Raw genomic sequence first — 26,772 nt, forward strand, 5'->3', positions numbered from 1 at the left:
AACATATGGGTTTAATTATTCAAGACTTTAGGGCGAGACCTAATGTCAGTTTATGAACCAGCATTGCGATCTCCTTTCGTGTATTTAACAAGATCTCAATGCCCACTGCTGGCTTTCAGTGGTGTCCTTTCGAAAGGACAAAACCGGATGAGTGAGCGTCCCGTTACAGGACGCTTGCACTCAACGCTTAAAGCCCGATCGTAGTGCGCCGCTGGCAGCTTCGATTTGCGCATCAAGTTCGCCGGCTTCCACAGCTTGCTTGATCACTTGCAAAGTGCCTACAAGATGATCTGCAGCACCAACTTCCACGGTGCTTTTGCCCTTAGCTAATTCAAACTGTTTTGCACCATAGCGAACTGTTAGGCAAATCCTCCCATCTACATTCGTCCACCACATGGGGCGTACACGCCGTTGAATCTCAACGGTCTTGCGACTGCCATCTTCACTGGCAACAGTTTTGAAACGGTTGGTCGTGTATTGCTCAACTTCAAGTTTGCGAGTGCGCTCATTTTGATCTCCTGTAGGTGGATGGGGCACGCACAAACTGTATTTTCTGATGGTGATGAAGGTCGATCAATTTTGCCAAAATGCCATAGAAAACTAAGAAATCAGGCTGGATTTTGTACAGAAATATTTGGTCAGGGATAAATAATTGCGAGTTGCTTAGTGAGTTGCATTAGGTTGCTTGAAGAAAGAAGTTGCTTGTTGAAGGTTACTTGTTACATGTTGCTTGTTACTGCTTTGGGACAAATGAGTAGCTCTGACCGCAACACAGCGAATCCTGTAACCCCCGTAACCCAGATACTCAGTGACAGGCAACCAGCTACAAGCGACTTCTTTTGATCTCTGTGACTTCTCGCAACTAATGCAACTACTGCGACCCATCCATATTCTTAAAGGAGAAACTAAATGGAAAAGGAAATTGCAGTTCGCTTGTTCGAAAAAAAAAGTTAGGTACCACATACGATCGAGGTCTTTATCGCACAGCTGTCTTCAATGCCAGTGCTGAAATAAAAGATCCACACGTGAAATATTTATTGGATTTCTATCAATATGATCGCTGGGAGCACACAGCCAACACGGATCAACAAATCGCCATGCTGAATCAAGTCGCTGGGTACTGTTCGGCAGACGACCTGACCAGTTGGGTCACACGCTACGATCTTGTAAGCAAAACAAAAACACATGTACAAGGTGTAGCCATACTGGATGAGAAATCCAATACTCTTAGGATTTCGTAAAGCGAATATTTCAAATTCAATCGCTTCTTCATAATTGCAATCGAGACGTAGGTCGCAATCGCGATCCATATTTGCGTCTTCACGGCATTTTCCGTGTTGCCATAAAAGGCTTTGATTCGAAGGTGCTGTTTGATCCATTTGAAGAACAATTCGACTTGCCAACGCTGTTTGTAAAGTTCGCAAATAGTGTTGGCTGGCAGGGTGAGATTGTTTGTCAGAAACTCGAAGGTATTGCCTGTTTCGCGGTCGAAGAACGTTACAAGTCGAATTGGCTCTGGATACCGCGCAGCGGTCAGCACCCCAGCCAATCGAACATGATGATCGCTGATCAAACCAGTATTTGTCGCGACGGGAAACGATTGCACCATCGCGACTTGCATGTTTGTCTTGGCACGAGTCACGAAGAACGCTTTGGCCATGTGCAATGTGTAAAGTCGCGCGAAGTCGACATACGCTTTGTCCATCACGTAAAACGCGCCAGCCTCGATATAACCTTGCTCGCAAAGGATATCGAGCACTTTTATATCGTGCATTTTTCCATCGCTGATATGAATAAAACTCGGGATCGATCCCTTCAAATCTATCAGGGTATGAAGCTTGATCGCTGCCTTCGTAGTTCGAAACGGTGCCCAATTGAAGATGCTCAAACACAAGTCGATCGTAGTCGAATCCAACGCGTAAACGGTCGCACCCATCAGCGACACCAACTCCGAGCTCGACGGTTCGTTGGCGTAAAGCGTACGCGCCGTTCTGATCAAATGATGTGCCAAATCTGCAAAGACTTCCCACGGCCTGACTCGGTTTGCGTTGGCCAAGGTATTGCGAGAAACCGTTTTGCAGCGCAACCCCATGTGATAAAAATGTTTGCGTTGCGCTCGCAAATTGATCTCGATATCGCGCAGCGATTCGCGCGTAGTGAGCTGTGCAAAGGCAAGAACCAAGAACTGATCCAAACAACTGAAATCCTGAACCTTGTGTTGCGCTCGACGAGCTGCAACCATTCGACTGAATGCTTTGAGCGGCAGATAAGCCATGACTTGCGCGAATACCAATTGTCCAGTGTGCATGATCATCCCAGGCAGATAACATCTGCAAATGATGACTCAAGTTGGAAATCGGATTCAAATCGTGGACACCAAAAAATGGGGATTTATCTATGAATATCAATTATTTACAGCGTTTTTATTCTGAAACGTTGGGACACTAGTGAACCTTCATGAATAAATTCTAGGTGTTGTAGGTGTATCTCCGCTTTGATTTAAATCAACTAGGTAAAATTGAGTTTATTTTCTTGTTGCGATTCGATGAAACTTCCCGCGCTTGATCTTCCTCTTGGCAAAGAGGTTGCCTATCCAACTTCCTATGACCCGAGTTTGCTGTTTCCCATTGCGCGTGCACTGGGACGCGAACAGTTCGCTTCTCTAATGTCTCCGCCTTCACTGCCTTTTTCAGGCTGGGATCTCTGGAATGCCTACGAAATGTCGTGGCTGAGCCCGCAAGGCATGCCGCAAGTCGCGATATTGCGTTTCATCGTTGACTGCACCAGCCCCAATATCATCGAATCCAAATCCCTGAAGCTTTATCTCAACAGTTTCAATCAGACCGCCTTTGTTTCAACTGAACTCATGCTTGAAACCTTGCGCAAGGATCTCTCGGCAGCCGCTGGAGAACGAGTCTCGGTCGAGCTCATCCCGACACGTGATTTTGCGAACTTGCAGATCGAGGAATTCAACGGTTTGGACCTTGATGCACAGGTACTCACGATTGATTGTTATGAGCCCAATGCTGACCTGCTTTGTTTAGCGGCCACACAGAATGGCCACACAACAAAAGTGAGTGAGTCTCTTTTTTCGAGGCTCTTAAAATCCAACTGCCCAGTGACCTCTCAGCCCGATTGGGCCTGTGTGCAGATTGACTACACTGGTCCAAAAATCGATCCTGCCGGGCTGCTGAAATATATCGTCTCGTTTCGGATGCACAACGGCTTTCACGAGCAATGCGTTGAAACGATCTTTATGGATATTTTGACGCGGTGTCAACCACACGCCCTGTCCGTATACGCACGCTACACCCGACGTGGTGGCCTAGACATTAACCCTTGGCGTGCAACGCCAGGCATGCCAACACCCTCACTTCACAGAAGTGCGCGTCAATAAGTTAGTTTTTTGAGGTTTTTTCGCGAATGACGGGCATCGCGCGACGTAGGTAATAGAGCATCGACCAGACCGTCAGGATCGCTGCGATAACAATCAGGACTTGCCCGATTTTCGCAAAAGGGATGCCGAACAGCGTGTCGTAGTAAAGCAAGCACGGTATCGCAATCATCTGGGCGGCGGTCTTGAACTTACCGAGCCAGTGTACGGCAACGCTTGCGCTCGCGCCCATCTGCGCCATCCACTCTCGCAGGGCGGAGATCGTAATTTCACGTCCAATAATCACCAGCGCAATCATGACGTCCACACGATCGAGATTGAGCAAAACCAATAAAGCCGCGGACACCATGAGCTTGTCAGCGACGGGATCTAAAAAAGCACCAAAGGACGAAGTCTGATTCCAACGACGGGCCAGCCAACCATCAAACCAATCCGTCAATGCGGCAAAAATAAAGGCCAGACTCGCGGTCAGGTCGCGCGCAGGCACGCTCATCCACGACTCAGGCAGATAATAAAGCCCGACCAAGAGCGGGATCATGGCGATACGAAGCCATGTCAGGACGATGGGGATATTTAACGGCATACGCTATGCTAACCCAGTTAGCGTAGGGAAAAGTAAATACGCTCGGCCAATTCGGGGGAGATTCCTTCGACGGAGGTCAGGTCCTCAATACTCGCATTGGCCACGCCGCTAAAACCGCCAAAGCGTGCGAGCAAGCGTTGACGGCGTTTAGCTCCAATGCCGTCGATGTCCTCGAGACGAGAAACGTTTCTGGCTTTGGCACGCTTGGCGCGCATCCCGGTAATCGCAAAACGGTGCGCCTCGTCCCGAATTTGTGCGATCAGCATCAGCGCGGCGGAGGTTTCGCCCAAGACTAAAGGGGCTCTCTCATCAGGGAAAATCAAGGTTTCCAAACCGACCTTGCGTCGATCTCCTTTTGCCACGCCCACTAAAACCTCAGTTTCTAAGCCAAGTTCGACAAAAACTTGACGGGCGATTTCCACCTGCCCTTTGCCTCCATCAATCAGGACCAGGCCCGGCATCAGCGCCTCTCCATCTGCGACCTTTCCAAAACGTCGGGTCAGCACTTGCCTCATCGCCGCATAATCATCACCCGGAGTAATACCCGCGATGTTGTAGCGACGATACAAGGAAGGCTGCATGGCATTCTGGGCATACACCACGCAAGAAGCCTGAGTCGCCTCTCCTGCGGTATGACTAATATCGAAGCACTCGATATGCAGAGCGTCGAGAGCGACCGGGTCAGTATCAAGATCCAGGGCCTCGGCCAGCGCCAACGTTCGGGCACTTCGCGCCCCCGACTCCAGCAGCGCACTCCCCAGCGCCATTTCCGCATTGCGCGTCGCTTGCTCGAGCCAAGCGCGGCGCACCCCTTGTGGACGACTCATAAAACGTGATTTGGTGGAGGAAGATTCCGCAATCAAATCGATCAACGCAGGATCGGGTAACGCATGCGACCCTACGACAACTGCGGGCAAGGGATGATCCACATAATGCTGAGCGATAAAAATTTCGAGGACCTCTGCACTGGAGTCACCATCGGTATGCGTGGGGAAAAATGCACGGTCTCCAAGATGACGTCCTCCCCGCACCATCGCCAAATTGACACAGACCTTGCCCCCAAGGGAGGCCACCACGATGACATCGGTATCGCTTTGATCCGAATCCTCCATGGTTTGTTGATGCAATACCTTGGCAAGCGCCCCCATTTGATCGCGCAATAGCGCAGCCTGCTCAAACTCAAGGGCCTCGGCGGCACCTTGCATGCGCCGCTCAATATCGCCCATGATTTCCTGCGTTTCACCCTTCAAAAATCGGGCGGCCCGCTCGGCGTCTGCCAAATAGTCCTGCGGGGATATTTCATCGACACATGGCGCGGAACAACGACCAATCTGATGAAGCAAACAAGGTCTGGAACGATTGGCATAAACCGTATCCTCACAGGTTCGTAAACGAAAAACCTTTTGTAAAATCTGTATGGTTTCTCTGACGGCCCAAGCGCTCGGATAAGGACCGAAAAACTGACCTTTTTTTTGTGTCGAGCCACGGTAATACGCAATGCGCGGCGCCACATGGCCAGAAAGCATCAAGTAGGGATAGGACTTGTCGTCGCGAAACAGAATGTTGTAGCGCGGGCGCAGCGTTTTAATCAGGTTGTTTTCAAGAATCAGCGCCTCGGCCTCGGAGCGCGTGACCGTGACCTCGATACGGACTACGCGCGCCACCATATGACCGATACGAGGGCTCGAGGGTGTCTTTTGAAAATAAGAGGACACTCTCTTTTTTAAATCACGCGCCTTACCAACGTACAAAACCTCATCAGCCGAATCGATATGCCGATACACACCCGGCAGATGCGGCAGTTGCGCTAGAAACGCCTTAATATCAAATGCGTTTGGCTCAGACTCGCTCATGGAGTGCTTGGACCGATTTCAACGCCTCAAGATAGGCCAATTGCTTTTGTAAGGATTTCCAGTCTGGCGCAGCAGACTTGGGCATCAAACGCTCGATCCTCTCTTGGGAGCGACGCGAGGATTTCCAAGAAAGTCTCTGCAACAAATCATCCGCCAGATCTGGACGGTTGCATACCAAAGCCATATCACACCCTGCGTTGAGTGCAGCGCGTGCGCGCGCCAAGATGTCCCCTGCGACCGCGGCACCTTCCATGGTGAGATCATCGGAAAACACTACGCCGTCGTAGCTCAATTTTTTGCGCAAAATTTCCTTAATCCAAATAGGTGAAAAACCAGCAGGCAGCGCATCCACTTTCGTGTAGATGACATGGGCGGGCATGACGGATGGAATCACTTGATCACCGAGCCATTGATAAGGTGCGGCATCATGTTCAAGAATTTTTTTCAAAGATCTCGAATCGCGGGGGATCGCATGATGCGAGTCGGCCGAGACTGCGCCATGTCCGGGGAAGTGCTTGCCGCAGGCGCCCATGCCTGCTTGCGCCAGACCTTGCGCCAAGGCGCGCGCCAGCATCGCAACCACGCGAGGATCCCCATCAAAAGCGCGATCTCCGATGACACTGCTTACGCCAAAATCTAGATCTAATACAGGCGTAAAGCTGAGATCGACGCCACAAGCACGCAACTCGGCACCCAGCACAAAGCCTACGTCAGTAGCCATGCGCATCGCACGCATCGGATCTTTGTGCCACTCCGCACCTAAGCGTCGCATCGAGGGTAGCACTGTAAAGCCATCGGTCTTAAATCTTTGCACTCGACCACCTTCGTGATCGACTGCGATGAATAGGCTGGGCGAACGCAACTGGTGTATGCGCTGAGTCAGTGCAAGCAACTGTTTACGGTTGGTGAAATTACGCGCAAACAGAATCACTCCGCCGACCAACGGATGAAGTAAGCGGGCTTCTTCGGCAGGGGTCATTTTTAGACCCGCGACATCGACCATCAAAGGACCACGAGGAATCACAGGGATGGTGACTGGGGCTTGGCTCGGTTCGTGCATGATCATGCTCCTTTATTTATATGTTTAGTAGGCAATGTATCCGAGAGCGTCTCAACCACAACATACGCGGCTCCGTATTCGGATTCGTCGGTCAAGGAAACATGAGCGACACCAAAGCGCGTCTCGTACCATTGCGCCAGTGGACCCGAGAGAACCACGGTGGGACGCCCCCCTTTTAAATTGAGCGTTTGCATGCGCGTCCACCACATCGGCATCCTCATCCCCAAGCCAACCGCTTTAGAAAAGGCTTCTTTTGCGGCAAAACGTGTCGCGAGATATCGCACTCCACGTCCGCGATCGCGGGCAGCACGTGCTTTAAACACGCGCAACTCATCTTCGCCGAGAATTTTTTCCGGAAAGCGCTCAGGATGGCGTTGCCAAGCCCGATCGATGCGCTCCATGTTGACAAGGTCCATACCAATACCAGCGATCGCACCCAAGACAGCCTACCTTTAGTGTTGACGTGGTTGCAACAAGGCGCCTCGCTGCGCCTTGAGCCGGGCCTCGATCATGCAGGCTTTCATGTTACGAATGGTATTTTCCCAGCCATCAAAAATTGCTTGCGCCACGAGTGCATGCCCAATATTGAGCTCAGCGATCCCCTCGAGCGCTGCGATTGGTGCAACGTTTCCGAAATGCAAACCATGTCCGGCATTGGTGCGCAAGCCTTGAGAAACCGCAACGGCGATCGCTGTTTTCAAACGGTTTAATTCAGCGTCTGCTTGAGCTGCAGTGTTTGCTTCAGCATAAGCGCCCGTATGCAACTCAATCACGGTCGCCCCCGTATCGACCGCCGCAGCGATTTGACGCGCGTCGGGATCAATAAACAGAGACACTCGAATGCCGCTCGCCTGCAATTGCTCGACAGCGGCTTTGACCGTCGAAAAACCTCCAATCACATCCAGACCACCCTCGGTCGTGAGTTCCGTACGTTTTTCAGGCACTAAACACACGTCCTGCGGAACCACTTTACAAGCGATTGCCAACATTTCAGGGGTAATGGCACACTCAAGATTCATACGTGTGCGCAACAGAGGACGCAAGGCAAAGACATCCGCATCCTGAATATGACGCCGGTCTTCGCGCAGGTGCAAGGTGATCAGATCAGCACCCGCATCTTCTGCGAGTAATGCCGCTGCAATCGGATCAGGATAAGCCGTATGACGCTGTTGACGCAGCGTTGCGACGTGATCAATATTGACGCCAAGATCAATCATGGTGGGTGCTCTCTGTGGTGTGAATCTATTTGAAACATGGCAGCCCCCATCGCTGAGGGGTTACCTAAAAAGTGAGATTATCACGCAGTGCGTGTCAGATCCCCTATTTGACTGCAGGTTTGGCCGAAGGTTTAACGTGGATCTGTACAAGTGGACGCGCAATTTTCAAGAAGGCTGCGCTAAAAGTCACGGACTGCTTTGTCGCCGCTTGCATATTCACGTAGATAGGCGGATTGGCAATAATTTCTGGTGCAATCGTGCCAGGCTTGGCCCCTCTCAGCACTCTGAGGGTCAACCGGCCCGCTGCAGAACCGAGGTCTTGCGCAGTTAAATCAAGCGCCGCCACAGCACCCGCTCTCACATCTTTGACATCCCACCCAAGCAAAGGTATGCGGGCATCATCGGCCACCTGAACCAACGCGACATAGGATTGATTGACCGTCGGATCCAAAAACGTTTGAAAAACATCGACTTTTTCGATCAAACTCCGGGCGGCAGAGCCCACCTCGAGTGGTCTTAACACCGTCAATTCAATTGCAATAAGACCGGACCCGCTCAAACTTTCCTGAAACGCTTTGACCGCGGCCACCGAACTTGCATCTGTTGGGTTGTAAATCACGCCTACGCGTCGGGCCTGAGGGGAAATTTGTTTAATGAGTGCCACCCTTTTTTGCAAAGGTAGTGCATCGGTCACACCCGTGACATTAGAACCCGATGGCCCCCATCCCGCTAGCACCTCGCTTTCAACCGGATCTGTAATGCCCGCAAATACAACCGGAATCTGTGTCGTGTGCTTCGTCACCGCTTGGACGGCGGGCAGCGACAAAGCAATCACCACGTCCGGTTTTCCTCGGACAGTATCAAGGGCAAGCTGCTGCGCTCGCTCCGAAGAGCCTTGGGCGTCGACGAGACTCAGCTTCAGATTGCGCCCCTCACGAAATCCTGCGGTACGCAGTACCTCGCGGATCCCTTCGGTCATCTCCGCCGTGACTTCATCTTTCTGGTAAGAGAAAATAGCGACTGACTTCGTCTGCGCGGAGACCCCGGCGCTGCCGATTAGCAGTGCAAAGGCAAACAGCCACGCGCCGAATAAGTTTATTTTCATTAAAGAGTCAACACCAATCAAACAGTCAATATGCCATCGTTGGAACGCCCAATCATCGAGCGTACCCATTTTTTAGCGGGCAACCCGTATTGTGACTCAACCACCTCGGCGCGTGCGAGCAATTGCTCGATGTCAATGGCGATCGGCGGTCCTTTAAACGCCAACACAACTTGATTACCCGCATCGATCTGAGGCAAGCTCAATAATCTACCCTCGAATGCCTCGCTTAAACGCCGGATATTCTTTTCAAAACTGGCATGCGCGCCAAATAGATTGACCGTCATGACCCCGATCTCACCCAAAACGTGACGGCAGCTCTGATAGAACGCCAGTGAGTCACGAACGGGCCCGGCGGCCTCGCCGTCGTAAACATCGACCATCAAAACCGCGCATTGGTCATGCTGGCTTGGATCAGCGACCCACACCCCTGCATCCAAGTGCTCAATCTGCATTCTCTCGGGTCTGGGTAATTTGAAATACATCTCGCAGGCCGACGTCACGAGAGGATTCCACTCAATCACGCGAAGTTTGCAAGGCGTCTGTTTTAAGCAAAAACGTGCCAGCGAGCCCGCTCCTAGACCGAGCATGCCGATCGTTTGTTGACGTCCTGGCGCAAGAAAAAGAAGCCAGGCCATCATCTGGGCTGTGTACTCGAGCACGAGCTCGGCGGGCTTGGAGACCCACATCGCACCTTGAACCCATTGCGTCCCGAAATGCAGGTAACGAATACCGCCCCCCTCAGAAATTGTAGGGATTTCATGCTGCGGTCGACACGCATTTTTTTTCCAAGCCATTGTAAAAAAACACCTTTTTTGTCATTTCTTAGGTGCAGGATAGCATTGCAACATTGCGAAATCTCGCTTTTACCTGTAGAATGAAGGGCTTGACTTAGGATACGTGGCTACATTGCTGTGGCTGGCGACCCGACCAACCGAAAGGATTTAATATGAAAGCTGAGATTCATCCAAATTACCGCGACGTCGTGTTTGTTGACCTTCAGACAGGCAACAAATTCATTACGCGCTCGACACTCAATAGCCGCGAAACCATTGAAATGGATGGCAAAACATATCCATTGTTCAAATGTGACGTGACGTCTGAATCTCACCCTTTCTACACCGGCGCTCAAACACGTATCGTTGAGACAGGCCGCGTTGAAAAATTCCGTGCCCGCTTCGCACGTACGTCCGGTACCAAAAAGGCGTCTGCCTGATCAGATTGACTCAGATCAATTTGCGCGCAAAAAGGCGGCCCCCTTGGCCGCCTTTTTTTTGGTAACGTCGCCCATAGCCACCTCATTATGAAGGTTTGAGTCCGAGCGTGTCACCCTCCAACACCCAGTCCACCCCGGCAAGATTAACAGCCAACGCATCCAGCAAGCTTCCACGTCTGGTGCTGCTGGTGTTGGCTCTTGCCTATGTATCCGCAGGGCTGTTCGGCAGAGATCCTTGGAAAACAGATGATGTAGTCGGTCTGGCCACCATGCTTTCTGCCTTGCAATCTCAAGGGGTGGAGTGGCTGGTCCCACAGCTTGGCAATCTTAAGCTCACCGAGGACGGCCCGCTCGTGATGTGGCTGGGTGCCTTGCTAATACATCTTTTCGGACCTTGGATCGGAGAGGTTGCCGCTTCACGTTTGCTCAACTTGCTTTGGTTTGGCATCACGCTAGGATCAGTGTGGTACGGAACCTATTTGCTCGGACGACGAACTGAAGCTCAGCCACTGGCACTGCCCTTCGGTGGCGAGCCCACCGTCAAAGACTACGGGCGACTCCTGGCGGATGTTGCTACATTACTGTTTTTAGCCACGGGAGGCGTGCTGCTACGTTTTCATGAAACCTCAGATGTCCCGGCGAATCTCGCGTTTCAAGCACTAGGTTTTTATGCGCTTGCCCGGATGATGGACAAGCCTAAAATGGGTGCAACGATACTCGTCCTAGCCCTGGTTGGCGCCTTTTTAACCCGCGCCTTGCCGGGTGTCGTTCCCCTCTTGCTGACCTTACCCATTGCCTTTTTCAAGCGCTCAGTTCTATGGTCGGCGCGTTACTATGCCATCGGTTCGGTGTTGATAGCGGCCGTTCTGATCGCCTGCTGGTGGATCCCTACCATTGAACTTCACCCTGAGTGGATGAAGGCCTGGCTTCACTGGAATCGTCTCAGCTTTGGTCTGCCAGAATACGAACATGCCGTGCGACCTTTGCGCGATCTTCCTTGGTTTCTCTGGCCGATTTGGCCGCTAGCCCTCTTGGCCCTTTGGCAATGGCGACGTTGGACGACGGCTCCTCATATTTGGGTGCCTTTCGCCTTTGTGCTAGGCGCTCTTCTGACACTGTTTATTTCACCTCAATCCGGTGAAGCGGAGTATGTACTGCTGATTTGTCCGCTCGCGGTCTTAGCAGCTTTCGCTATTCCCACCATGCGTCGAGGCGTCATCAACACCCTCGACTGGTTTGCGCTGATGTGTTTTTCCGTCACGGCTGCTTGCGTATGGATTGGATGGTTTGCGCTTCATTTTGGGATGCCCAAGCAAATCTCACTCAATATTGCTCGCCTGACTGTGGGGTACGAGCCGACCATTGCCTGGTGGAGCGTGGCCTTAGCCTTTGTCTGCACACTCTGTTGGATCGCCATGATTGTTTGGCGAGTCAAAGCCAATCCTAACGCACTTTGGCGCGGATCTTTACTGGCCGCGGGTGGTCTCACAATTTCTTGGATCCTGCTTGTGCTGCTTTGGATGCCTGCGATCGACTACGTTCGAAGCTACCGCCCAATGTCTGCCGAAATCCGCAAAACGCTCGAGGGTTTGTCTTCAACACCAGGGGAGCTCGCTTGCCTGAGGGCTCAAGGTTTAGCTCTCGGACCACGCGCCTCCTTCTTCGTCTTTGATCATATCGAATTGGTCTACGACTCAGTCTGCCCGTTCGTGTTGCAGCAAACGACGAAAAAGAAACTGGAAAATGGCGAGGCTGGCTTTAGTGATCATGCCGAAGTCCTCTGGCAAGGTTCCCGAGGTGCGGATCGCTTCGATCGTTATAGAATTTTGCGCCTTCCCAACCGATGAATGTTGTCGATACCTCGCCTCGGTCCTTTGGCGCAACACTTCGTGCGATTTTTAAACAGTCTTGGCCTATTTTAATTAGTCAATGGGCCAGCATGGCCTTTGGCGTCTTAGACACAGCGATGACGGGACATGCGGGGCCGATCGATTTGGCCACAATGGCCTTATCGATCTCTATTTACATCACGGTGTTTATTGGTCTGACTGGGGTCATGCACGCATTGATTCCCATACAAGCACAGTACGTCGGTGCTGGTAAGCTCGAACGCGTCGGACAAACTTGGGGACAAGGCATCTGGGTCTCTCTGTTGCTCTCCGTTTTTGGCGGTGCCGTACTTCTTTTTCCCGATGTCTGGCTCAGTTTTTCGGGTGATCTCGATCCCTTGGTTCGCTCCAATGTCAAAAGCTATCTGTTCGCGTTGACTTTCGCCTTACCAGCGGCCCTCATGTTTCGGACTGTTTATTCGCTCGCGAATGCAGTGTCACGTCCCAAAATGATCATGATGATCAATCTTGTGGGCATTGTGCTCAAAATATTCTTTAATTGGCTACTTATTTTTGGAAACTGGGGACTGCCGGCTTTGGGTGCAACCGGAGCGGGCATCGCTTCTGCCATTGTCTTTTGGATCAATCTTGCCATCGGGCTCTGGATCGTCACCCGCAGCCCTTTTTACAAACAATTTCATTTAAAACTCGGTCGTCCGCAGTGGGGCGAATTGTGGAGTATCTTGCGCCTTGGTATTCCTATGGGTGGATCGTACTTAGTCGAGGTCAGTGCTTTTACATTTATGGCGTTATTAGTGGCTCAAGAGGGCACCGCCGTCATTGGCGGTCATCAAATCACTTCAAACTTGGCCGCCCTCGCCTACATGATGCCGATGGCTATTGGTGTCGCCACTGCAGCGCTCACGGCCCAAGCGATTGGGGCAGGACAACTTAACCAAGCGCATCGCACGAGCATGATGGGCTTGGTCATAGGCTTGGGTGGTGCGCTCATCACGGCCTGCGCGCTCTACTTTGGGCGAGACATTATTGTGTCGCTTTACACGAACGACCCTGCTGTGGCTCTGATCGCCTTGTCATTGCTCGCTCTCTTGCCTTTCTTTCATATTGTTGATGCCATGCAATGCATCAACAGTTACCTATTGCGGGCGCACAAAATTGCTGTCGTGCCACTCTGCCTGCAAATTTTCGCACTCATGGTGGTGGGCTTACTAGGTGGTTGGTGGCTGGGTTTTGGACCTGGTCGTGGGCTGATTGAACCGCTGCGCAATCAGCTGTTGGCAGGCTCACCCGTAGGGGCAGGAAGTATGTGGCTGATGGCCACGACCGGCCTAGCCATCTCTGCCGTGTTGCTAAACGGCTGGTACCGCCACATCATCAAGGGTCTAAAGCGCAAGGCCCTCAAACGAGCTTAATAAAGCTATCGCGGTAGTATTTGAGCTCATCAATCGACTCGTAAATATCCGCAAGGGCTTCATGCTTACTACGCTTTTCAAAGCCCTTTAAAAGCTCTGGTTTCCAGCGACGGGCAAGCTCTTTGAGCGTGCTGACATCGATCGTCCGATAGTGAAAAAACTGCTCAAGCTTAGGCATGTAATTAAACATAAAGCGTCGATCCTGACTCACCGTATTGCCACAGAGTGGCGACTTGCCCGCTGGAACGTACTTGGACAGAAATCCAATCAATTCGATTTCAGCTTGTGCCTCGGTTAGGGTCGAGGCCTTGACCTTGTCGATGAGGCCGCTTTTCCCATGGGTAGAACGATTCCAGCTGTCCATCGCGTCAAGCAAGGCATCCTCTTGATGAATCACCAACACAGGCCCTTCTGCCACGACGGTCAAATCAGGCTCAGTGACGACGACGGCCACCTCGATGATGCGTTCCTTTTGTGGGTCTAAGCCCGTCATCTCCATATCCAACCATACCAGACGGAACTCATTAGGAACTATTTTTCCATTTTGTGCAGAAGGTGCCTGAGAGGGGGTCTTGGCCATATAATCAATCCAGTTAAAACGTGATTTTCTCACATGCTGTCATAAGGCTCTTTGGACTCATGCTTACGATACTTTTTATTGCTTTCCTTCTCGCGACGATCGGAACACGTTTGTGGTTGGCGAGTCGCCAGCTTCGTCACGTAGTGAATCATCGCGAAGCCGTCCCGGCCGAGTTTGCTTCGCGCATCGGCTTAGTCAGCCACCAAAGGGCGGCTGACTATACGGCCGCTAAGGTAAGATTAGGAATGATCGAGCTCGTTTTTGACGCCGTTATTCTGGTTGGCTTGACCTTGCTTGGTGGTCTTCAACAGATCGATCTCTGGGTCAGCACGCTCACTTCTCACGACTTATTGCGCCAAGTTCTTTTAATCGTGGCTGTCATGACGCTACTCGGTGCACTTGGCATGCCCTTTTCTCTCTACCGACAGTTCAAGCTCGAGGCAAAGTTTGGTTTTAACCGGATGACGCCTAAGCTTTTTGTGACCGACACCCTCAAGGGTATTTTGATTGGTGCCGCACTCGGACTGCCGCTGATCGCTGCAGTGCTTTGGTTGATGGCCGAGGCTGGAGAATTCTGGTGGGTTTGGGCCTGGGGCTTGTGGTCTGTCTTTAATTTATTAGTACTCTTTATTTTCCCTACATGGATCGCACCACTGTTTAATAAATTCACGCCTCTCGAAGACAAAGCACTTGCTCAACAAATCCAAGAGCTTGCGCAGCGCTGTGGCTTTTCGCTCAATGGTTTGTTCGTGATGGACGGCTCAAAACGTTCAGCGCACGGTAATGCTTATTTCACTGGTTTTGGTCGGGCGCGTCGCATTGTCTTTTTTGATACCTTGCTCGCTCGTCTGAGCACAGAGGAAATCATTGCCGTGCTTGCTCATGAGTTAGGTCATTTCAAACATAACCACATCTTTAAACGCTTGGCGATGAGCTTTGCCGGTGCACTCATTTTCTTTGCAATTTTGGGTTGGCTCGCACAGCAGGTTTGGTTCTACACCGACCTTGGTGTGTTGCCACAACTCGGCGGTCGCAATGACGCTATGGCGCTGATCCTGTTTTTTATGGTGGTGCCTGTCTTTACCTTTGGCCTGACACCGCTGTTTAGCTGGTTTTCGCGCAAAGACGAATTCGAAGCCGATCGTTTCGCCAGCAATCAAAGCTCCGCGGACCAACTCGTTTCGGCCCTCGTCAAGCTCGTCGATGACAATGCCTCCACCTTGACCCCTGACCCGCTTCACTCCGCGTTTTACGATAGTCACCCTCCGGTTGCCATTCGTATTCGCCAACTTCTGGCCTCATGACCGAGCGCCTGCAAGGCCGAGTGATTGCTGCGCACGGAAGGCATTACAGCGTCGAAATTGAAGATGGTACGCTGCTTAAATGCTTTCCGAGAGGCAAAAAAAATGATGCCGCAGTAGGTGACTACGTCATCATTTCTCGACAGGGTCAAGATGAGGGTGCGCTCGAGTCCATCCTCGAGAGAAAAAATCTTTTATTTCGCTCTGACGAGTCCAAAAGTAAACAGTTCGCCGCCAACGTTGATCAACTTTTGATTGTGATTGCTGTCGAACCAGCCTTTTCAGATGACTTGTTAGGTCGCTCACTTGCGGGTGCATGGTCAGCCGACATCGCACCGACTATTTTGCTCAACAAAGTTGATCTGATCGAGGGCATGCCTGCGGCCCAAGCAAGACTCGCGCCCTTTCGCTCTTTAGGTGTACCCATCATTGAAATTTGCGCGCGCGATCCTGTCAGCGTACGCAACCAGGTCTTACCTCTACTCAAAGAGAAAACATCTCTCCTGTTAGGGCAAAGCGCGATGGGTAAATCAACCTTGCTCAATACCCTTGCCCCTTTGGCTCAAGCAGCAACGCAAGCGCATTCTGTCGCACTAGGCGCGGGACGACACACGACAACCAGTACGCGCCTTTATCATTTACCCGAGAGTGGTGGCGATCTGATTGATTCTCCAGGCTTTCAAGGCTTTGGTCTGTTGCATTTAAGCAGAGAGGAAATCGAAAGAGGCTTTCCTGAATTTAGCGCGCACCGTGAGCACTGCCGCTTTTATAACTGTACGCACCAGCATGAACCTGGTTGCGGCGTACTTGCGGCGTTAGCGCGGCAAGACATCGACCCTGCCCGCCACGCTCTCTATGTCAGGCTCATTCAGGCGAAAGACGAGCACGAGAGCTATTAGCTGGCATACGCCTTTAATCACCTCCGGCGACGGCAGCCTCGGACAAAATCTGACACATCCCCAACAACATCGCCGCCGTCGCACCCCAAATAAAAAATTGCTTCCAGGGTATGGAATAGTATTGACGGACACGTCCGTCCGCGAGCTCAGCACGATGAAAGCGATAGTTGGCGGGATCCGTTAAAAAAGACAAAGGGACTTCGAAAATTTCAGCGACCTCAAACGTATCCGGGTTGAGTGTGAAGCCTGGACGCACTAATGCCGTAATCGGACTCACCGCAAAGCCTGTGCCCGTCACATAACGCGGTAAGCCGCCTAGACACTCGATAAATGCTCTGGAGAGTCCTGTTTCCTCCTCCGTCTCTCGCAATGCTGTAGCCTGCACATCGACATCTGTGGACTCGACACGACCGCCAGGAAAACTAATCTGTCCGGCATGATCATTCAGGTGCGCAGTGCGTTGGGTCAGCAAGACCGTTAAACCTTCGGGTCTCTGCACAATGGGCACCAAGACCGCCGCCTCGACAGGCGTGCCTTCGCGCCCAGGCATTCTGATCAAAGACTCATTGGGGATGTCTAAGGGTCGCTGTATGGAACCACGCAGTACGTTGCGCAATGCAGGTGCTGTTAAACAGTGCGCGGGAACGGCACCGAACGGCAACGCAGAGGGACTCCACGGTTGCGTCATGGGATCAAAGGAGGGTCGCACAGGAGGTCGACGAGGGCGAAGGTGATCGGGGGAGTCAGAGGACATAGACAAAAGGTAAAGCATCAGGAGAGACGAAAAAGCTGTGATGACTTTTTAACACCTCATTCAACAAAAAAGCACCCCGAGGGGTGCTTTTACTTGTTGCATCGTGCATTGGCAATGCCTTATGCAGCGACTGTCTTGCGAACAAGCTTTTCCTTGATACGAGCAGACTTGCCCGAACGATCACGCAGGTAATACAGCTTTGCACGGCGGACATCGCCGCGACGCTTGACTTCGATGCCAGCGATCTGGGGCGAATACAACTGGAATGTGCGCTCAACGGCCTCGCCTGAGGAGATCTTGCGAACGATGAAGGCAGAGTTCAAACCGCGGTTGCGGCGAGCAATCACAACACCTTCAAAAGCCTGAGTACGCTTGCGGGTGCCTTCGACCACGTTGACGCTCACAACGACGGTGTCGCCAGGAGCAAACTCAGTCACAGGTTTTCCACCTGTCAAACGAGCGATTTCTTCTTGCTCAATGATTTCGATCAAATTCATAAAAACTCCAAGTCATCATGCTCTCGGTCAATATTATTAGGCTGGGTATCCGACCTATTCAGATAACCGCTACCGGGCAGAGGATGCGATAAAAAGCCCTTGATTCTACTATATTTTTAACGTTTATGTCCTCTGTTTGAGTCAATACATGTCCTCTAAGGACTGATCACGCACGTATTCAGAAAAAATGTTTCAATGTTTTAACCTTTAACCCTATTTTGCCCCTCCATGACCCTTTCCGCCTTGCTGCTTGTCATTGTTGCGGCAATGTGTCATGCCTCTTGGAATTTGCTTGCAAAACGCGCAGCGAAAGTTGGTCCAGCCTTTGTTTTCGCCTATGGCCTCTGCTCTACGATCGTGTTCGCCCCCTGGGTCATTTGGATTTTAGTGTTTGAGGAAAATGACTGGAGTTGGGCAATTTTAGGATGCATTCTCTTATCAGGGATCTTGCATTTGGCCTACAGTCTCAGTCTACAGCGTGGCTACCAAGTGGCAGATCTCTCTGTGGTCTATCCCGTTGCCCGGGGCACAGGTCCATTTTTATCTACCATCGGCGCAATTATCTTTATTAGAGAGCCTGCCACCCTGTTGGGTTTGGCTGGGATGCTGAGTGTTGTGGCAGGCGTTTTAATGATCGCCACGCAAGGACAAATCAAACGTTTACTACAACCTGAAGCGATGATCGGGGTGCGCTGGGGGGCACTCGTTGGCTTGCTGATTGCCGCATATACCTTGGTGGATGCCTATGGAGTCAAGGTCCTTGCGATCGCGCCTGTGTTATTCGACTGGGCAACCTCGGCCTCAAAAACCCTGATGCTGCTGCCCCATGCGGCTCGTCAGCCAAAACGCGCTTGGGAAGCCATGCGCGGCTACTGGCCCTTGGCCTGGGCCATTGGGGTCCTTTCGCCGCTTGGGTATATTTTGGTTTTATACGCGCTACGCGATGGTGCTCCAGTGAGTCTGGTTGCGCCTGCTCGCGAAATGTCCATGCTGTTGGTCACGCTGGGAGGTCTTTACATCCTGCGCGAACCTGTTGGCTGGGGCAGACTGGTAGGATGCGGCTTTATCGCCAGCGGTGTTGTCATGCTCGCGAGCAGTTAGAAACCTGCTGCGCTCCCGACCCACATGGATACCGGTACCATTGCAATCCAAAAAGCCAGTAACAACACATCGGACAACATATTTTTAGCTGTAGGTGTAGAGCGCTCAGAGCTGTAGGCAGCAAATGAAGGTGGGTAATTGTGGCGGACTTCTCGTGTCATGTTGTGACTCCTTGTAGTGATCTATAAACAGTACTGTACATTAAACCAGTACTGTTTGCAAGAACAGTATTTTGCAATTTTGTCTTTTTACAACACCACGCTTTATGCTAATTTCTTTTACCTTACGTCAATAAGAATAAATACTTTCTAAAAATCATAAAATTTGCTTAGTAACATCACACATGAACTCATTTACCTCTAGCCACGCACTGTTTCAAGTTTTTGCCGACAACGGCCTGGATCGTATTTTTCTTGTACCCGGAGAAAGCTATCTCGGCTTGCTCGATGCCGTCATCGACTTCCCACAAATAGATGTCGTGACATGCAGACATGAGGGTGGCGCAGGCTATATGGCGGTTGCCGACGGCCGCTTGACGGGGCGGCCTGGTGTCGCACTGGTAAGTCGTGGACCAGGCGCCTCCAACGCGGCAATTGCAGTGCATACCGCTCAGCAAGACGCAGTCCCCATGATCCTGATTGTGGGACAAATCGCCGCTCGGGATTTGCGCCGCGAAGCCTTCCAAGAAATTGATTATCAAAAAATGTACGGCTCAATCGCCAAATGGGTGTTCGAATGCCAGACCCCCGAGCAACTCGGTGAGACGGCTTTCAAAGCGATCCGGATGGCGACCTCAGGTGTTCCCGGACCTGTCGTGTTGGTCATCCCAGAGGATATTCAACAACAGACCGTCGCCAAGCCAAGTTTCAAAAACCATGCGCAGATTTTTGGACTCCCCGAACAATCCATCATGGATGAGATTGGCAAACGCCTAGCGGATGCCCAAAGACCCGTTGTGATTGCTGGTGGGATGTTTGATTGCCCTGGCGGACGCGAAGCGCTCAGCGCCTTTGTTCACCATTGGCAACTGCCTACGCTGGTGTCCTTTCGCCGTCACGACATCTTTGCCAATGACGATCCTTTTTTCGTCGGTGACCTCGGCTTGTCCAATCCGTCAGCCCAAATGGTCACACTACAAGAAAGTGACTTCATCCTAGCGCTTGGCACCCGTCTAGGAGACATCACGACTCAAAACTTCCAGTTCCCGCGCTACGCTCAAGCACCCCAAACACTGTTGCACTGCTATCCGGATTCACGCATTGTCAATTGGGACACGGTGGCCGACTATCCGCTTGTCTGTGATCCAGTCGCACTGGTGCACGCGCTCACGCAAGCCAACGCGACCCAGCCTGGCACCGCTCGACAGGAGTGGCTCAAGACACTGCGTCAACACGCACTACCCTATGCGGCATGGCCCAATCGCGAAGCCAAACAAGGCGTCAACTTTACGGATATTGTGCGGGCGGTCGCCGACAATGCGACTCGGGACACGACAGTTTGTCTAGATGCGGGGACTTTTGCAGCACCCGTTTATCGACACTTCAACTTCAAGTCTGGTCAACGCTTGATGGCGCCCTTGGCAGGAGCGATGGGTTACGGCACGCCCGCTGCGCTCGCCTGCGCCTTGCGCGACCCCACGCGCACGACCGTCTGCATGGTCGGAGATGGTGGTTTTCTCATGACAGGCAACGAAATGATTCTCGCGGTGGAGCGTAAGCTTCCCATCATTTTCATCGTCTCAAACAACAGCAGCTATGGTTCGATACGTTTGCATCAAGAGCGCGGCTATCCTGGGCGCGTGAGCGGCACCTCATTATTTAACCCCGACTTTTACACGCTCGCGACTAGCTTTGGCATGAAAGCGACGCGCCTAGAAAAGAAGTCCGAGATCGATGCAGTGATCAAGGCTGCGCTGTTATCGCGCGAACCCCTTCTCATCGAGGTCAACACAAGCCTCGATGCAATTTTGCCTTGAGTCTAAGGCCTTAAAGCATCAAGGTAGAGTGATCGACGGCTTGCGTCAACACGACACCTTGATGAATTGCATCCGCAAGCGCTTGCGTGCGAGGCAAGATGGCACCCGCATAAAAAACTGCTGTCGCAACTTTATTTTTCATGAAAGCGGGTGAAAGTCCTGTATCTCCATTTTCTGTATCAGGCTCAGCGCAGACAAGTGCCGCACGCGCCATCAACCAGCCACTCAAGACATATCCCGTGAGCATCAAATAAGGCACGCTCCCTGCATAGACAGCGCGAATATGCTTTTTGGTCTGGGCGAGCACGAAAACAATCACCGAATCATAATGCGTGACCGCACGCGAGAGATTGTCCGCAATCAATAGCATGCCTGCGCGCTCGCTCACATCAACGCGAACGGCAAGATCGCGGACAGCCGCCACGGTTTGTTTCATCTGCTGGCTCAGACGTTGCGCGGCGGCACCCCCATCACGAAGCGTCTTGCGACCAATCAGATCATTCGCCTGTATCGCTGTCGTCCCTTCATAAATCGTCAAAATACGCGCGTCGCGATAAAACTGCGCGGCACCGGTTTCTTCGATAAAGCCCATGCCGCCATGCACTTGCACGCCCAGAGAAGACACCTCAAGAGAGCATTCGGTTGAAAAGCCTTTGACAACTGGCACGAGATAGTCATAAAGCGCCTGATACTCGCGTCGCACCTCGGCATCCGAATGCTCGATACTGAGATCGTCAGCAGCCGCAGCTACGCAAGCGATCGCGCGCGCGCCCTCAGTCAACGCACGCATCGTCATCAGCATACGCTGCACATCAGGGTGCTGAATAATCGGCACAGGACCCGCAGAGCCTTCAACGGCGCGACTCTGGATACGATCACGCGCGTAAGCCGTAGCCTGTTGAGTCGCAGCCTCACTCACCCCAATACCTTGAACGCCCACGGCAAAGCGCGCAGCGTTCATCATAATGAACATGTATTCGAGACCACGATTCTCTTCTCCCACCAGAGTGCCGATCGCGCCTTGCCCAACCTCGCCCTTGTTATCACCAAACAACAACACTGCAGTCGGGCTGCCATGGATACCGAGCTTGTGTTCAAGCGAGGCACACCAGACATCGTTGCGCGCACCGAGTGAGCTGTCGGAATTCACTAAAAATTTTGGCACGACAAACAATGACAAACCTTTTACACCAGCAGGTGCATCCGCGGTGCGCGCTAAAACAAGGTGAACGATATTTTCAGCGAGATCATGTTCACCGAAGGTGATGTAGATTTTCTGACCAAACAAGCGATAGGACCCATCTGCCTGAGCGACCGCTTTAGTCGAGACAAGCGACAAATCCGACCCGGACTGAGACTCGGTCAAGTTCATTGTCCCGGTCCACTTGCCACTCACCAAGGGCTCGATATAGGTCTTTTTCTGAGCCTCTGAACCCGTTAGCAGCAAGGCCTCAATCACACCATCGGTCAACATCGAACATAAAGAAAAAGCAACGTTCGCGGCATACAAATTTTCAGTTGTCGCGGTCGCAAGCAGCTTCGGTAGCCCTTGACCCCCCCACTGCTCCGGATGACGAAGACCCTGCCAGCCACCTTCGACAAAACTTTTAAATGCTAAATGAATAGGTTCAGGCATATGCACATGACCCGCTTGGCAGACAGGAGGTTGCTGATCACTGATCCTGTTGGTCGGGGCGACCACTTCAGCTGTGAACTTTGCATTTTCCTCGAGCACGGCGTTTAACAAATCCATCTCAACCCCTGAAAAAGCGGGCAAACTCAACAGACCAGGCATATCCGCAAGATAGTTGAAGACAAATTTGAAATCATCGACAGGAGCGCTAAACGCCATAAATCACCTAAAAAAGCAAAAGAAAAACACAAGAAAAACCAAACCAGACACAAAAAACCCCCAGTCATTGGATAAAAAATCCAACGCGTGGGGGGCGGTTCTGTCGCCTGGGCGATCAATCGCCCAGCAACATTACAAGGTCGTCACGAGTTCGGGAACCGCAGTGAACAAGTCTGCCACTAAACCGTAATCCGCTACACCAAAAATTGGCGCTTCAGCGTCTTTGTTAACCGCCACGATGACCTTGGAATCCTTCATCCCTGCCAAGTGTTGGATCGCGCCGGAAATACCAATCGCCACATACAGTTGAGGCGCCACGATTTTGCCAGTCTGACCGACCTGCCAATCGTTAGGTGCATAACCCGCGTCGACAGCGGCCCGCGAGGCACCCAGCGCGGCACCAAGCTTATCGGCCAGCGGATCGAGGATCTTGAAGTTTTCAGCGCTGCCCATGCCACGACCACCTGACACGACAACCTTGGCACCCGCGAGCTCTGGACGATCGCTTTTCGCGACTTCGCGCCCAACGAAAGTAGAAAGCCCCGCAGACGCTACCGGAGTCACTGATTCGACTGCTGCACTCCCGCCCTCAGGCGCTGCGTCAAAACCGGTCGTGCGAACTGTCATCACTTTGACTGGATCAGCCGACTGAACAGTCGCCACGGCATTACCCGCATAGATCGCGCGTTCGAACGTATCAGCTGATAGGACAGATTGAATTTCAGAAATCTGCGCCACATCAAGACGGGCCGCCACGCGGGGAGACACGTTTTTGCCAGATGCTGTTGCAGCAAACAAAATATGCGTGTAGCCAGGCGCTAACGCCAAGACTTGCTCGGCGACGTTTTCTGCCAGTCCATCGGCCAATGCAGGGGACTCCGCCAACAACACTTTAGAAACGCCAGCAATCTTGGCGGCGTGCTGTGCGACAGCCGCGGCGTTTACACCAGCGACGAGGACATGAATGTCGCCACCAATTTTGGAAGCAGCGGCCACGACATTATGGGTCGCGGCTTTCAATTGGACATTATCGTGTTCAGCAATGACAAGAATAGACATGATCAAACCACCTTGGCTTCGTTCTTGAGTTTATCGACGAGTGCAGCGACATCGGGGACCTTGACGCCTGCGGAGCGCGCTGAAGGCTCTGTTACCTTGAGCGTCTTGAGGCGAGGCGTGACATCGACACCTAAATCCTGTGGCGTCACCGTATCAAGCTGCTTTTTCTTGGCCTTCATAATGTTGGGCAAAGTCACATAGCGAGGCTCGTTCAAGCGCAAATCCGTCGTCACGATCGCGGGCAATTTGAGCTCCAAGGTTTCTAGACCGCCGTCGACTTCGCGAGTGACCCGCGCGAAACCCTCACCGAGCTCGACCTTGCTGGCGAAAGTCGCCTGTGACCAGCCAAGCAAGGCCGCTAACATTTGACCTGTCTGGTTGGCATCGTCATCGATCGCCTGTTTACCAAGAATCACGAGTTGAGGCTGTTCTTTTTCAACCAGAACCTTGAGAAGCTTGGCGACAGCGAGAGGCTGAAGCTCGACATCGGTCTGTACAAGAATGCCACGATCCGCGCCAATTGCCATCGCTGTGCGAAGTGTTTCCTGACACTGTGCAACACCGCAGGACACGGCGATGATTTCAGTCGCCACACCTTTTTCTTTTAGACGCGTAGCTTCTTCGACGGCGATTTCATCAAAAGGATTCATCGACATCTTGACATTTGCGATATCGACACCCGACTGATCCGATTTGACGCGTACTTTGACGTTGTAGTCAACGACACGCTTTACAGGCACAAGCACCTTCATCCAACGATCTCCAAAGATAAATCAAGCAATTAAAGTACACATACCCAAGATTTTACCGGATATAGGGGGCCGAGCCCCCATCGCCCCCTATGCGATTGTGAAACGATGCCTATGGCATTTTGAAAGAAACACGAAATACATAAAAAAGGGATGTCTGGTTATCATAACGACTCTACCCCATAAGGAAAGTTTATGTCTGTGCCTCGCCGCATTCTGTTCATTAGCTGTCTGACCGCTTTACTAAGTGCCTGTTCAGGGACCGCAGTTTCGCCCAAAGCAGGTGCAGGGGAACGCGCAGAGGGCGCTGCGGCAAATCAGGATAAAACTCAACCGTCGGACACCGTCAAACCAGGCCAAACTCAACCCACTCCAGTTGGAGGCCATACTCCCGCCTCGCGTCGCCAGGCCTTGCAGCAGTTCGGTGTCGAACTCGCTGCTTCTAGACAGCTCCCCGAAGCGAAGGTGCTAGGACTCATCGACGAAGTCCGCTACAACCCCACGGTGGTCCGTATCGTCACGCCACCCGAGGCAGGACAGCCTCGCGTGCCGCGCAGTTGGGCGACCTACCGAGGACGCTTTGTCGAACCCATTCGTATCAATCAAGGTCGCGCATTCATGCAGCAATATGCAAGCGAACTTGATCGGGCCGCAAAGCGCTATGGCGTCCCACAAAACATCATTGCCGCCATTATTGGCGTCGAGACCCTGTATGGCAAAAGCCAGGGCAGTTTTCGCGTTTTAGATGCCTTGGCATCGTTAGGCTTTGATTATCCTGATCCAAAGCGTCCTGACCGCGCCGCCATGTTCCGTGGACAATTCGCCGACCTGATCGAGCTTGATTTGGCTGGGAAACTCGATGCGCGCAATATCAAGGGTTCTTATGCCGGGGCCATTGGCATCCCACAATTTATGCCGGGCAGCATTAAACGGTTTGCGGTGAGTGCGACAGGTTCCAACAGCATCGATCTCTCGAATAACATGTCGGATGCCATCATGTCAGTGGCAAACTTTTTAGTCGAACATGGCTGGCAAAGAGGTCTGCCAGTCTTTGCACCCGTCACGTTACCCGCCTCTGCCGACAAACTCGTTGATGGTGGACTTAAGGCCAACTTGGATTGGCCTCAGCTGAGGGCTGCAGGCGCAACGCTTATAGCAGGAGCAAAAGAAACCGCTTGGGCACGTGCACCTCTGGGCGTGATTGACTTGCCCGAGGAGGCTGCTGGTCGAGTGGAATTACGCACGGCAACCCCAAACTTTTTTGCGATTACTCAATACAACCGCAGCTATTTTTATGCCGCCTCGGTTGCTGACTTAGCGCAAGCCCTGGAAAAACGCTAAGCCCTCAGCCCTGGGGCCTAGGGCCTAGGGCGATTAAACCTGTTCGTCAAATAAGCCTGTCGATAAATAACGATCGCCGCGATCGCACACAATGAAAGCGATTGTGGCATTGCGAGCCGTCTGCGCAACACGCAACGCGGCAATCAAGGCGCCCGCTGCGGACACGCCCGCACAAATGCCTTCTTCAGCAGCGAGTCTGCGGGCCATATTTTCTGCATCCTTTTGTTCAATTTGCTCAAACTGATCCACCAGCGATGGATCATAAATCGAAGGCAAATAGGCCTCGGGCCATTTGCGGATACCCGCGATCTGCGAACCCTCCGCGGGTTGAGCCCCAACAATCGTGATCGCAGGATTACGGCTTTTTAAATAGCGCGAAACACCCATGATCGTGCCCGTTGTCCCCATCGCGCTGACAAAATGGGTGATACGGCCCGCTGTTTGCTCCCACAACTCAGGTCCTGTTGTGTTGAAATGAGCCAGTGGATTGTCAGGATTTGAAAACTGGTCGAGTACCTTACCCTCACCCTGCGCTTGCATCCTTGCGGCAAGGTCCCGAGCATGCTCCATCCCGCCTTGCGCCGCAGGCGTCAAAATCAATTTGGCGCCGTACGCAGCCATCGAGGCACGACGCTCGACAGACAAATTGTCCGGCATGATTAAAATCATCTTGTACCCGCGCATGGCAGCCGTCATGGCCAAGGCAATCCCGGTGTTACCGCTGGTCGCCTCGATCAGGGTATCGCCAGGTTTGATTTCACCGCGCGCCTCGGCCCCTAAGATCATCGATAAAGCCGGACGGTCCTTGACAGAGCCAGCGGGATTATTGCCCTCTAGCTTGCCAAGAACGATATTGCCGCGCTCATGCGCAATGGCGCCCGGCAATCTCTGCAACTGGACCAGGGCAGTGTTGCCAACCGTATTTTCAACCGTAGAATAAGTTTTCATAGGGACTGATCATACTAAAAAGTATGCAA

Annotated in this window: 26 protein-coding genes; 9 read left to right on the forward strand and 17 right to left on the reverse strand. The window is 52.2% G+C overall.

Annotated features, from left to right (window positions below; translation table 11 throughout):
* Window positions 1-180: 180 nt before the first annotated feature.
* The gene (locus tag AC8GE9_RS06385; RefSeq protein WP_506676327.1) at window positions 181-537 is read right to left on the reverse strand and encodes a DUF6641 family protein; all 357 of its coding nucleotides are present in this window, start codon (window positions 535-537) and stop codon (window positions 181-183) included.
* A gap of 619 nt (window positions 538-1,156) precedes the next feature.
* The gene (locus AC8GE9_RS06390; protein ID WP_506676328.1) at window positions 1,157-2,308 is read right to left on the reverse strand and encodes an IS4 family transposase; all 1,152 of its coding nucleotides are present in this window, start codon (window positions 2,306-2,308) and stop codon (window positions 1,157-1,159) included.
* A gap of 237 nt (window positions 2,309-2,545) precedes the next feature.
* On the opposite strand from AC8GE9_RS06390, the gene queF reads away from it, so the two are divergent.
* Window positions 2,546-3,397 carry an NADPH-dependent 7-cyano-7-deazaguanine reductase QueF gene (queF, locus tag AC8GE9_RS06395; protein WP_506676329.1) on the forward strand — a complete coding sequence of 284 codons (852 nt, stop codon included), beginning with the start codon at window positions 2,546-2,548 and terminating at the stop codon, window positions 3,395-3,397.
* Window position 3,398: 1 nt separating this feature from the next.
* Here queF and pgsA read toward each other — a convergent pair whose 3' ends face one another.
* The 7 genes from pgsA to AC8GE9_RS06430 form a co-directional block, all read right to left on the reverse strand.
* Window positions 3,399-3,977 (reverse strand): CDP-diacylglycerol--glycerol-3-phosphate 3-phosphatidyltransferase, encoded by a 579-nt coding sequence (pgsA, locus tag AC8GE9_RS06400; RefSeq protein ID WP_506676330.1) that lies wholly within the window; start codon window positions 3,975-3,977, stop codon window positions 3,399-3,401.
* Window positions 3,978-3,994: 17 nt separating this feature from the next.
* Complete coding sequence (gene uvrC, locus AC8GE9_RS06405) at window positions 3,995-5,830, reverse strand: excinuclease ABC subunit UvrC (protein ID WP_506676331.1); 1,836 nt, start codon at window positions 5,828-5,830, stop codon at window positions 3,995-3,997.
* Window positions 5,817-6,890, reverse strand: coding sequence for a beta-N-acetylhexosaminidase (gene nagZ, locus AC8GE9_RS06410; RefSeq protein WP_506676332.1), 1,074 nt, complete (start codon window positions 6,888-6,890; stop codon window positions 5,817-5,819). Before nagZ ends, uvrC begins: the two co-directional genes overlap by 14 nt.
* Before the next feature lie 2 nt (window positions 6,891-6,892).
* A complete protein-coding gene (acpS, locus tag AC8GE9_RS06415) occupies window positions 6,893-7,330 on the reverse strand; it encodes a holo-ACP synthase (RefSeq protein ID WP_506676333.1) in 438 nt (145 codons plus the stop codon).
* Between the two features lie 12 nt (window positions 7,331-7,342).
* Window positions 7,343-8,107: a pyridoxine 5'-phosphate synthase gene (locus tag AC8GE9_RS06420; RefSeq protein ID WP_506676334.1), complete on the reverse strand. Its 765-nt coding sequence runs from the start codon at window positions 8,105-8,107 to the stop codon at window positions 7,343-7,345.
* 103 nt (window positions 8,108-8,210) lie between these two features.
* A complete protein-coding gene (locus tag AC8GE9_RS06425; protein ID WP_506676335.1) occupies window positions 8,211-9,212 on the reverse strand; it encodes an ABC transporter substrate-binding protein in 1,002 nt (333 codons plus the stop codon).
* Window positions 9,213-9,229: 17 nt separating this feature from the next.
* Window positions 9,230-10,006 carry a class I SAM-dependent methyltransferase gene (locus AC8GE9_RS06430; RefSeq protein WP_506676336.1) on the reverse strand — a complete coding sequence of 259 codons (777 nt, stop codon included), beginning with the start codon at window positions 10,004-10,006 and terminating at the stop codon, window positions 9,230-9,232.
* 152 nt (window positions 10,007-10,158) lie between these two features.
* On the opposite strand from AC8GE9_RS06430, the gene AC8GE9_RS06435 reads away from it, so the two are divergent.
* The 3 genes from AC8GE9_RS06435 to AC8GE9_RS06445 all read left to right on the forward strand — a co-directional run bounded on the left by AC8GE9_RS06435 (window position 10,159) and on the right by AC8GE9_RS06445 (window position 13,687).
* Window positions 10,159-10,425: a type B 50S ribosomal protein L31 gene (locus AC8GE9_RS06435; protein ID WP_312853732.1), complete on the forward strand. Its 267-nt coding sequence runs from the start codon at window positions 10,159-10,161 to the stop codon at window positions 10,423-10,425.
* Between the two features lie 107 nt (window positions 10,426-10,532).
* The gene (locus AC8GE9_RS06440; protein ID WP_506676337.1) at window positions 10,533-12,272 is read left to right on the forward strand and encodes an ArnT family glycosyltransferase; all 1,740 of its coding nucleotides are present in this window, start codon (window positions 10,533-10,535) and stop codon (window positions 12,270-12,272) included.
* Window positions 12,269-13,687: an MATE family efflux transporter gene (locus AC8GE9_RS06445; protein ID WP_506676338.1), complete on the forward strand. Its 1,419-nt coding sequence runs from the start codon at window positions 12,269-12,271 to the stop codon at window positions 13,685-13,687. The genes AC8GE9_RS06440 and AC8GE9_RS06445 overlap by 4 nt, the downstream gene beginning before the upstream one ends.
* On the opposite strand, the gene orn is transcribed toward AC8GE9_RS06445, so the two are convergent.
* Complete coding sequence (gene orn, locus AC8GE9_RS06450; protein ID WP_506677126.1) at window positions 13,674-14,222, reverse strand: oligoribonuclease; 549 nt, start codon at window positions 14,220-14,222, stop codon at window positions 13,674-13,676. The two genes, AC8GE9_RS06445 and orn, sit on opposite strands and share 14 nt — an antisense overlap.
* A 104-nt stretch (window positions 14,223-14,326) precedes the next feature.
* Between orn and AC8GE9_RS06455 the strand changes: the two genes are divergently transcribed.
* Both AC8GE9_RS06455 and rsgA read left to right on the forward strand, forming a co-directional pair.
* Window positions 14,327-15,571, forward strand: coding sequence for a M48 family metallopeptidase (locus tag AC8GE9_RS06455; protein ID WP_506676339.1), 1,245 nt, complete (start codon window positions 14,327-14,329; stop codon window positions 15,569-15,571).
* Window positions 15,568-16,467, forward strand: coding sequence for a ribosome small subunit-dependent GTPase A (gene rsgA, locus AC8GE9_RS06460; RefSeq protein WP_506676340.1), 900 nt, complete (start codon window positions 15,568-15,570; stop codon window positions 16,465-16,467). Before AC8GE9_RS06455 ends, rsgA begins: the two co-directional genes overlap by 4 nt.
* 13 nt (window positions 16,468-16,480) lie before the next feature.
* Here rsgA and AC8GE9_RS06465 read toward each other — a convergent pair whose 3' ends face one another.
* Window positions 16,481-17,221, reverse strand: a complete 741-nt coding sequence (locus tag AC8GE9_RS06465) for a CoA pyrophosphatase (RefSeq protein WP_506676341.1) — start codon at window positions 17,219-17,221, stop codon at window positions 16,481-16,483.
* A 119-nt stretch (window positions 17,222-17,340) separates the two neighbouring features.
* Window positions 17,341-17,718 carry a 50S ribosomal protein L19 gene (gene rplS / locus AC8GE9_RS06470; protein ID WP_506676342.1) on the reverse strand — a complete coding sequence of 126 codons (378 nt, stop codon included), beginning with the start codon at window positions 17,716-17,718 and terminating at the stop codon, window positions 17,341-17,343.
* 228 nt (window positions 17,719-17,946) lie between these two features.
* Between rplS and AC8GE9_RS06475 the strand changes: the two genes are divergently transcribed.
* Window positions 17,947-18,819 (forward strand): EamA family transporter, encoded by an 873-nt coding sequence (locus AC8GE9_RS06475; protein ID WP_506676343.1) that lies wholly within the window; start codon window positions 17,947-17,949, stop codon window positions 18,817-18,819.
* Here AC8GE9_RS06475 and AC8GE9_RS06480 read toward each other — a convergent pair.
* Window positions 18,816-18,980, reverse strand: coding sequence for a hypothetical protein (locus AC8GE9_RS06480; protein WP_506676344.1), 165 nt, complete (start codon window positions 18,978-18,980; stop codon window positions 18,816-18,818). The genes AC8GE9_RS06475 and AC8GE9_RS06480 overlap by 4 nt on opposite strands.
* Before the next feature lie 182 nt (window positions 18,981-19,162).
* On the opposite strand from AC8GE9_RS06480, the gene AC8GE9_RS06485 reads away from it, so the two are divergent.
* Window positions 19,163-20,794 (forward strand): thiamine pyrophosphate-dependent enzyme, encoded by a 1,632-nt coding sequence (locus AC8GE9_RS06485; RefSeq protein WP_506676345.1) that lies wholly within the window; start codon window positions 19,163-19,165, stop codon window positions 20,792-20,794.
* 10 nt (window positions 20,795-20,804) lie between these two features.
* Here AC8GE9_RS06485 and AC8GE9_RS06490 read toward each other — a convergent pair whose 3' ends face one another.
* From AC8GE9_RS06490 to AC8GE9_RS06500, 3 genes are all read right to left on the reverse strand, one after another.
* A complete protein-coding gene (locus tag AC8GE9_RS06490) occupies window positions 20,805-22,646 on the reverse strand; it encodes an acyl-CoA dehydrogenase family protein (RefSeq protein WP_506676346.1) in 1,842 nt (613 codons plus the stop codon).
* A gap of 132 nt (window positions 22,647-22,778) precedes the next feature.
* Window positions 22,779-23,705: an electron transfer flavoprotein subunit alpha/FixB family protein gene (locus AC8GE9_RS06495; RefSeq protein ID WP_506676347.1), complete on the reverse strand. Its 927-nt coding sequence runs from the start codon at window positions 23,703-23,705 to the stop codon at window positions 22,779-22,781.
* 2 nt (window positions 23,706-23,707) lie between these two features.
* Window positions 23,708-24,457, reverse strand: coding sequence for an electron transfer flavoprotein subunit beta/FixA family protein (locus AC8GE9_RS06500; protein WP_506676348.1), 750 nt, complete (start codon window positions 24,455-24,457; stop codon window positions 23,708-23,710).
* A gap of 192 nt (window positions 24,458-24,649) precedes the next feature.
* On the opposite strand from AC8GE9_RS06500, the gene mltB reads away from it, so the two are divergent.
* Window positions 24,650-25,795 carry a lytic murein transglycosylase B gene (gene mltB, locus AC8GE9_RS06505; protein WP_506676349.1) on the forward strand — a complete coding sequence of 382 codons (1,146 nt, stop codon included), beginning with the start codon at window positions 24,650-24,652 and terminating at the stop codon, window positions 25,793-25,795.
* A 33-nt stretch (window positions 25,796-25,828) separates the two neighbouring features.
* Here the strand turns inward: mltB and cysM are convergent, their stop codons facing one another.
* Entirely contained in the window at window positions 25,829-26,743 is a 915-nt protein-coding gene (gene cysM, locus AC8GE9_RS06510) for a cysteine synthase CysM (protein ID WP_506676350.1), read from the reverse strand.
* Window positions 26,744-26,772 lie beyond the last annotated feature (29 nt).

The sequence above is a fragment of the Zwartia lucis genome (genome assembly GCF_965234455.1).
In the GTDB taxonomy this organism is placed as follows: domain Bacteria; phylum Pseudomonadota; class Gammaproteobacteria; order Burkholderiales; family Burkholderiaceae_B; genus Zwartia; species Zwartia lucis.

Coding starts and splice junctions, on each gene's coding strand:
- AC8GE9_RS06390 (WP_506676328.1), bottom strand. CDS start 2,308: ATGCACACTGGACAATTGGTATTCGCGCAAGTCATGGCTTATCTGCCG.
- queF (WP_506676329.1), top strand. CDS start 2,546: ATGAAACTTCCCGCGCTTGATCTTCCTCTTGGCAAAGAGGTTGCCTAT.
- pgsA (WP_506676330.1), bottom strand. CDS start 3,977: ATGCCGTTAAATATCCCCATCGTCCTGACATGGCTTCGTATCGCCATG.
- uvrC (WP_506676331.1), bottom strand. CDS start 5,830: ATGAGCGAGTCTGAGCCAAACGCATTTGATATTAAGGCGTTTCTAGCG.
- nagZ (WP_506676332.1), bottom strand. CDS start 6,890: ATGCACGAACCGAGCCAAGCCCCAGTCACCATCCCTGTGATTCCTCGT.
- AC8GE9_RS06420 (WP_506676334.1), bottom strand. CDS start 8,107: ATGATTGATCTTGGCGTCAATATTGATCACGTCGCAACGCTGCGTCAA.
- AC8GE9_RS06425 (WP_506676335.1), bottom strand. CDS start 9,212: ATGAAAATAAACTTATTCGGCGCGTGGCTGTTTGCCTTTGCACTGCTA.
- AC8GE9_RS06430 (WP_506676336.1), bottom strand. CDS start 10,006: ATGGCTTGGAAAAAAAATGCGTGTCGACCGCAGCATGAAATCCCTACA.
- AC8GE9_RS06435 (WP_312853732.1), top strand. CDS start 10,159: ATGAAAGCTGAGATTCATCCAAATTACCGCGACGTCGTGTTTGTTGAC.
- AC8GE9_RS06445 (WP_506676338.1), top strand. CDS start 12,269: ATGAATGTTGTCGATACCTCGCCTCGGTCCTTTGGCGCAACACTTCGT.
- AC8GE9_RS06455 (WP_506676339.1), top strand. CDS start 14,327: ATGCTTACGATACTTTTTATTGCTTTCCTTCTCGCGACGATCGGAACA.
- rsgA (WP_506676340.1), top strand. CDS start 15,568: ATGACCGAGCGCCTGCAAGGCCGAGTGATTGCTGCGCACGGAAGGCAT.
- AC8GE9_RS06465 (WP_506676341.1), bottom strand. CDS start 17,221: ATGTCCTCTGACTCCCCCGATCACCTTCGCCCTCGTCGACCTCCTGTG.
- rplS (WP_506676342.1), bottom strand. CDS start 17,718: ATGAATTTGATCGAAATCATTGAGCAAGAAGAAATCGCTCGTTTGACA.
- AC8GE9_RS06475 (WP_506676343.1), top strand. CDS start 17,947: ATGACCCTTTCCGCCTTGCTGCTTGTCATTGTTGCGGCAATGTGTCAT.
- AC8GE9_RS06480 (WP_506676344.1), bottom strand. CDS start 18,980: ATGACACGAGAAGTCCGCCACAATTACCCACCTTCATTTGCTGCCTAC.
- AC8GE9_RS06485 (WP_506676345.1), top strand. CDS start 19,163: ATGAACTCATTTACCTCTAGCCACGCACTGTTTCAAGTTTTTGCCGAC.
- AC8GE9_RS06490 (WP_506676346.1), bottom strand. CDS start 22,646: ATGGCGTTTAGCGCTCCTGTCGATGATTTCAAATTTGTCTTCAACTAT.
- AC8GE9_RS06495 (WP_506676347.1), bottom strand. CDS start 23,705: ATGTCTATTCTTGTCATTGCTGAACACGATAATGTCCAATTGAAAGCC.
- AC8GE9_RS06500 (WP_506676348.1), bottom strand. CDS start 24,457: ATGAAGGTGCTTGTGCCTGTAAAGCGTGTCGTTGACTACAACGTCAAA.
- mltB (WP_506676349.1), top strand. CDS start 24,650: ATGTCTGTGCCTCGCCGCATTCTGTTCATTAGCTGTCTGACCGCTTTA.
- cysM (WP_506676350.1), bottom strand. CDS start 26,743: ATGAAAACTTATTCTACGGTTGAAAATACGGTTGGCAACACTGCCCTG.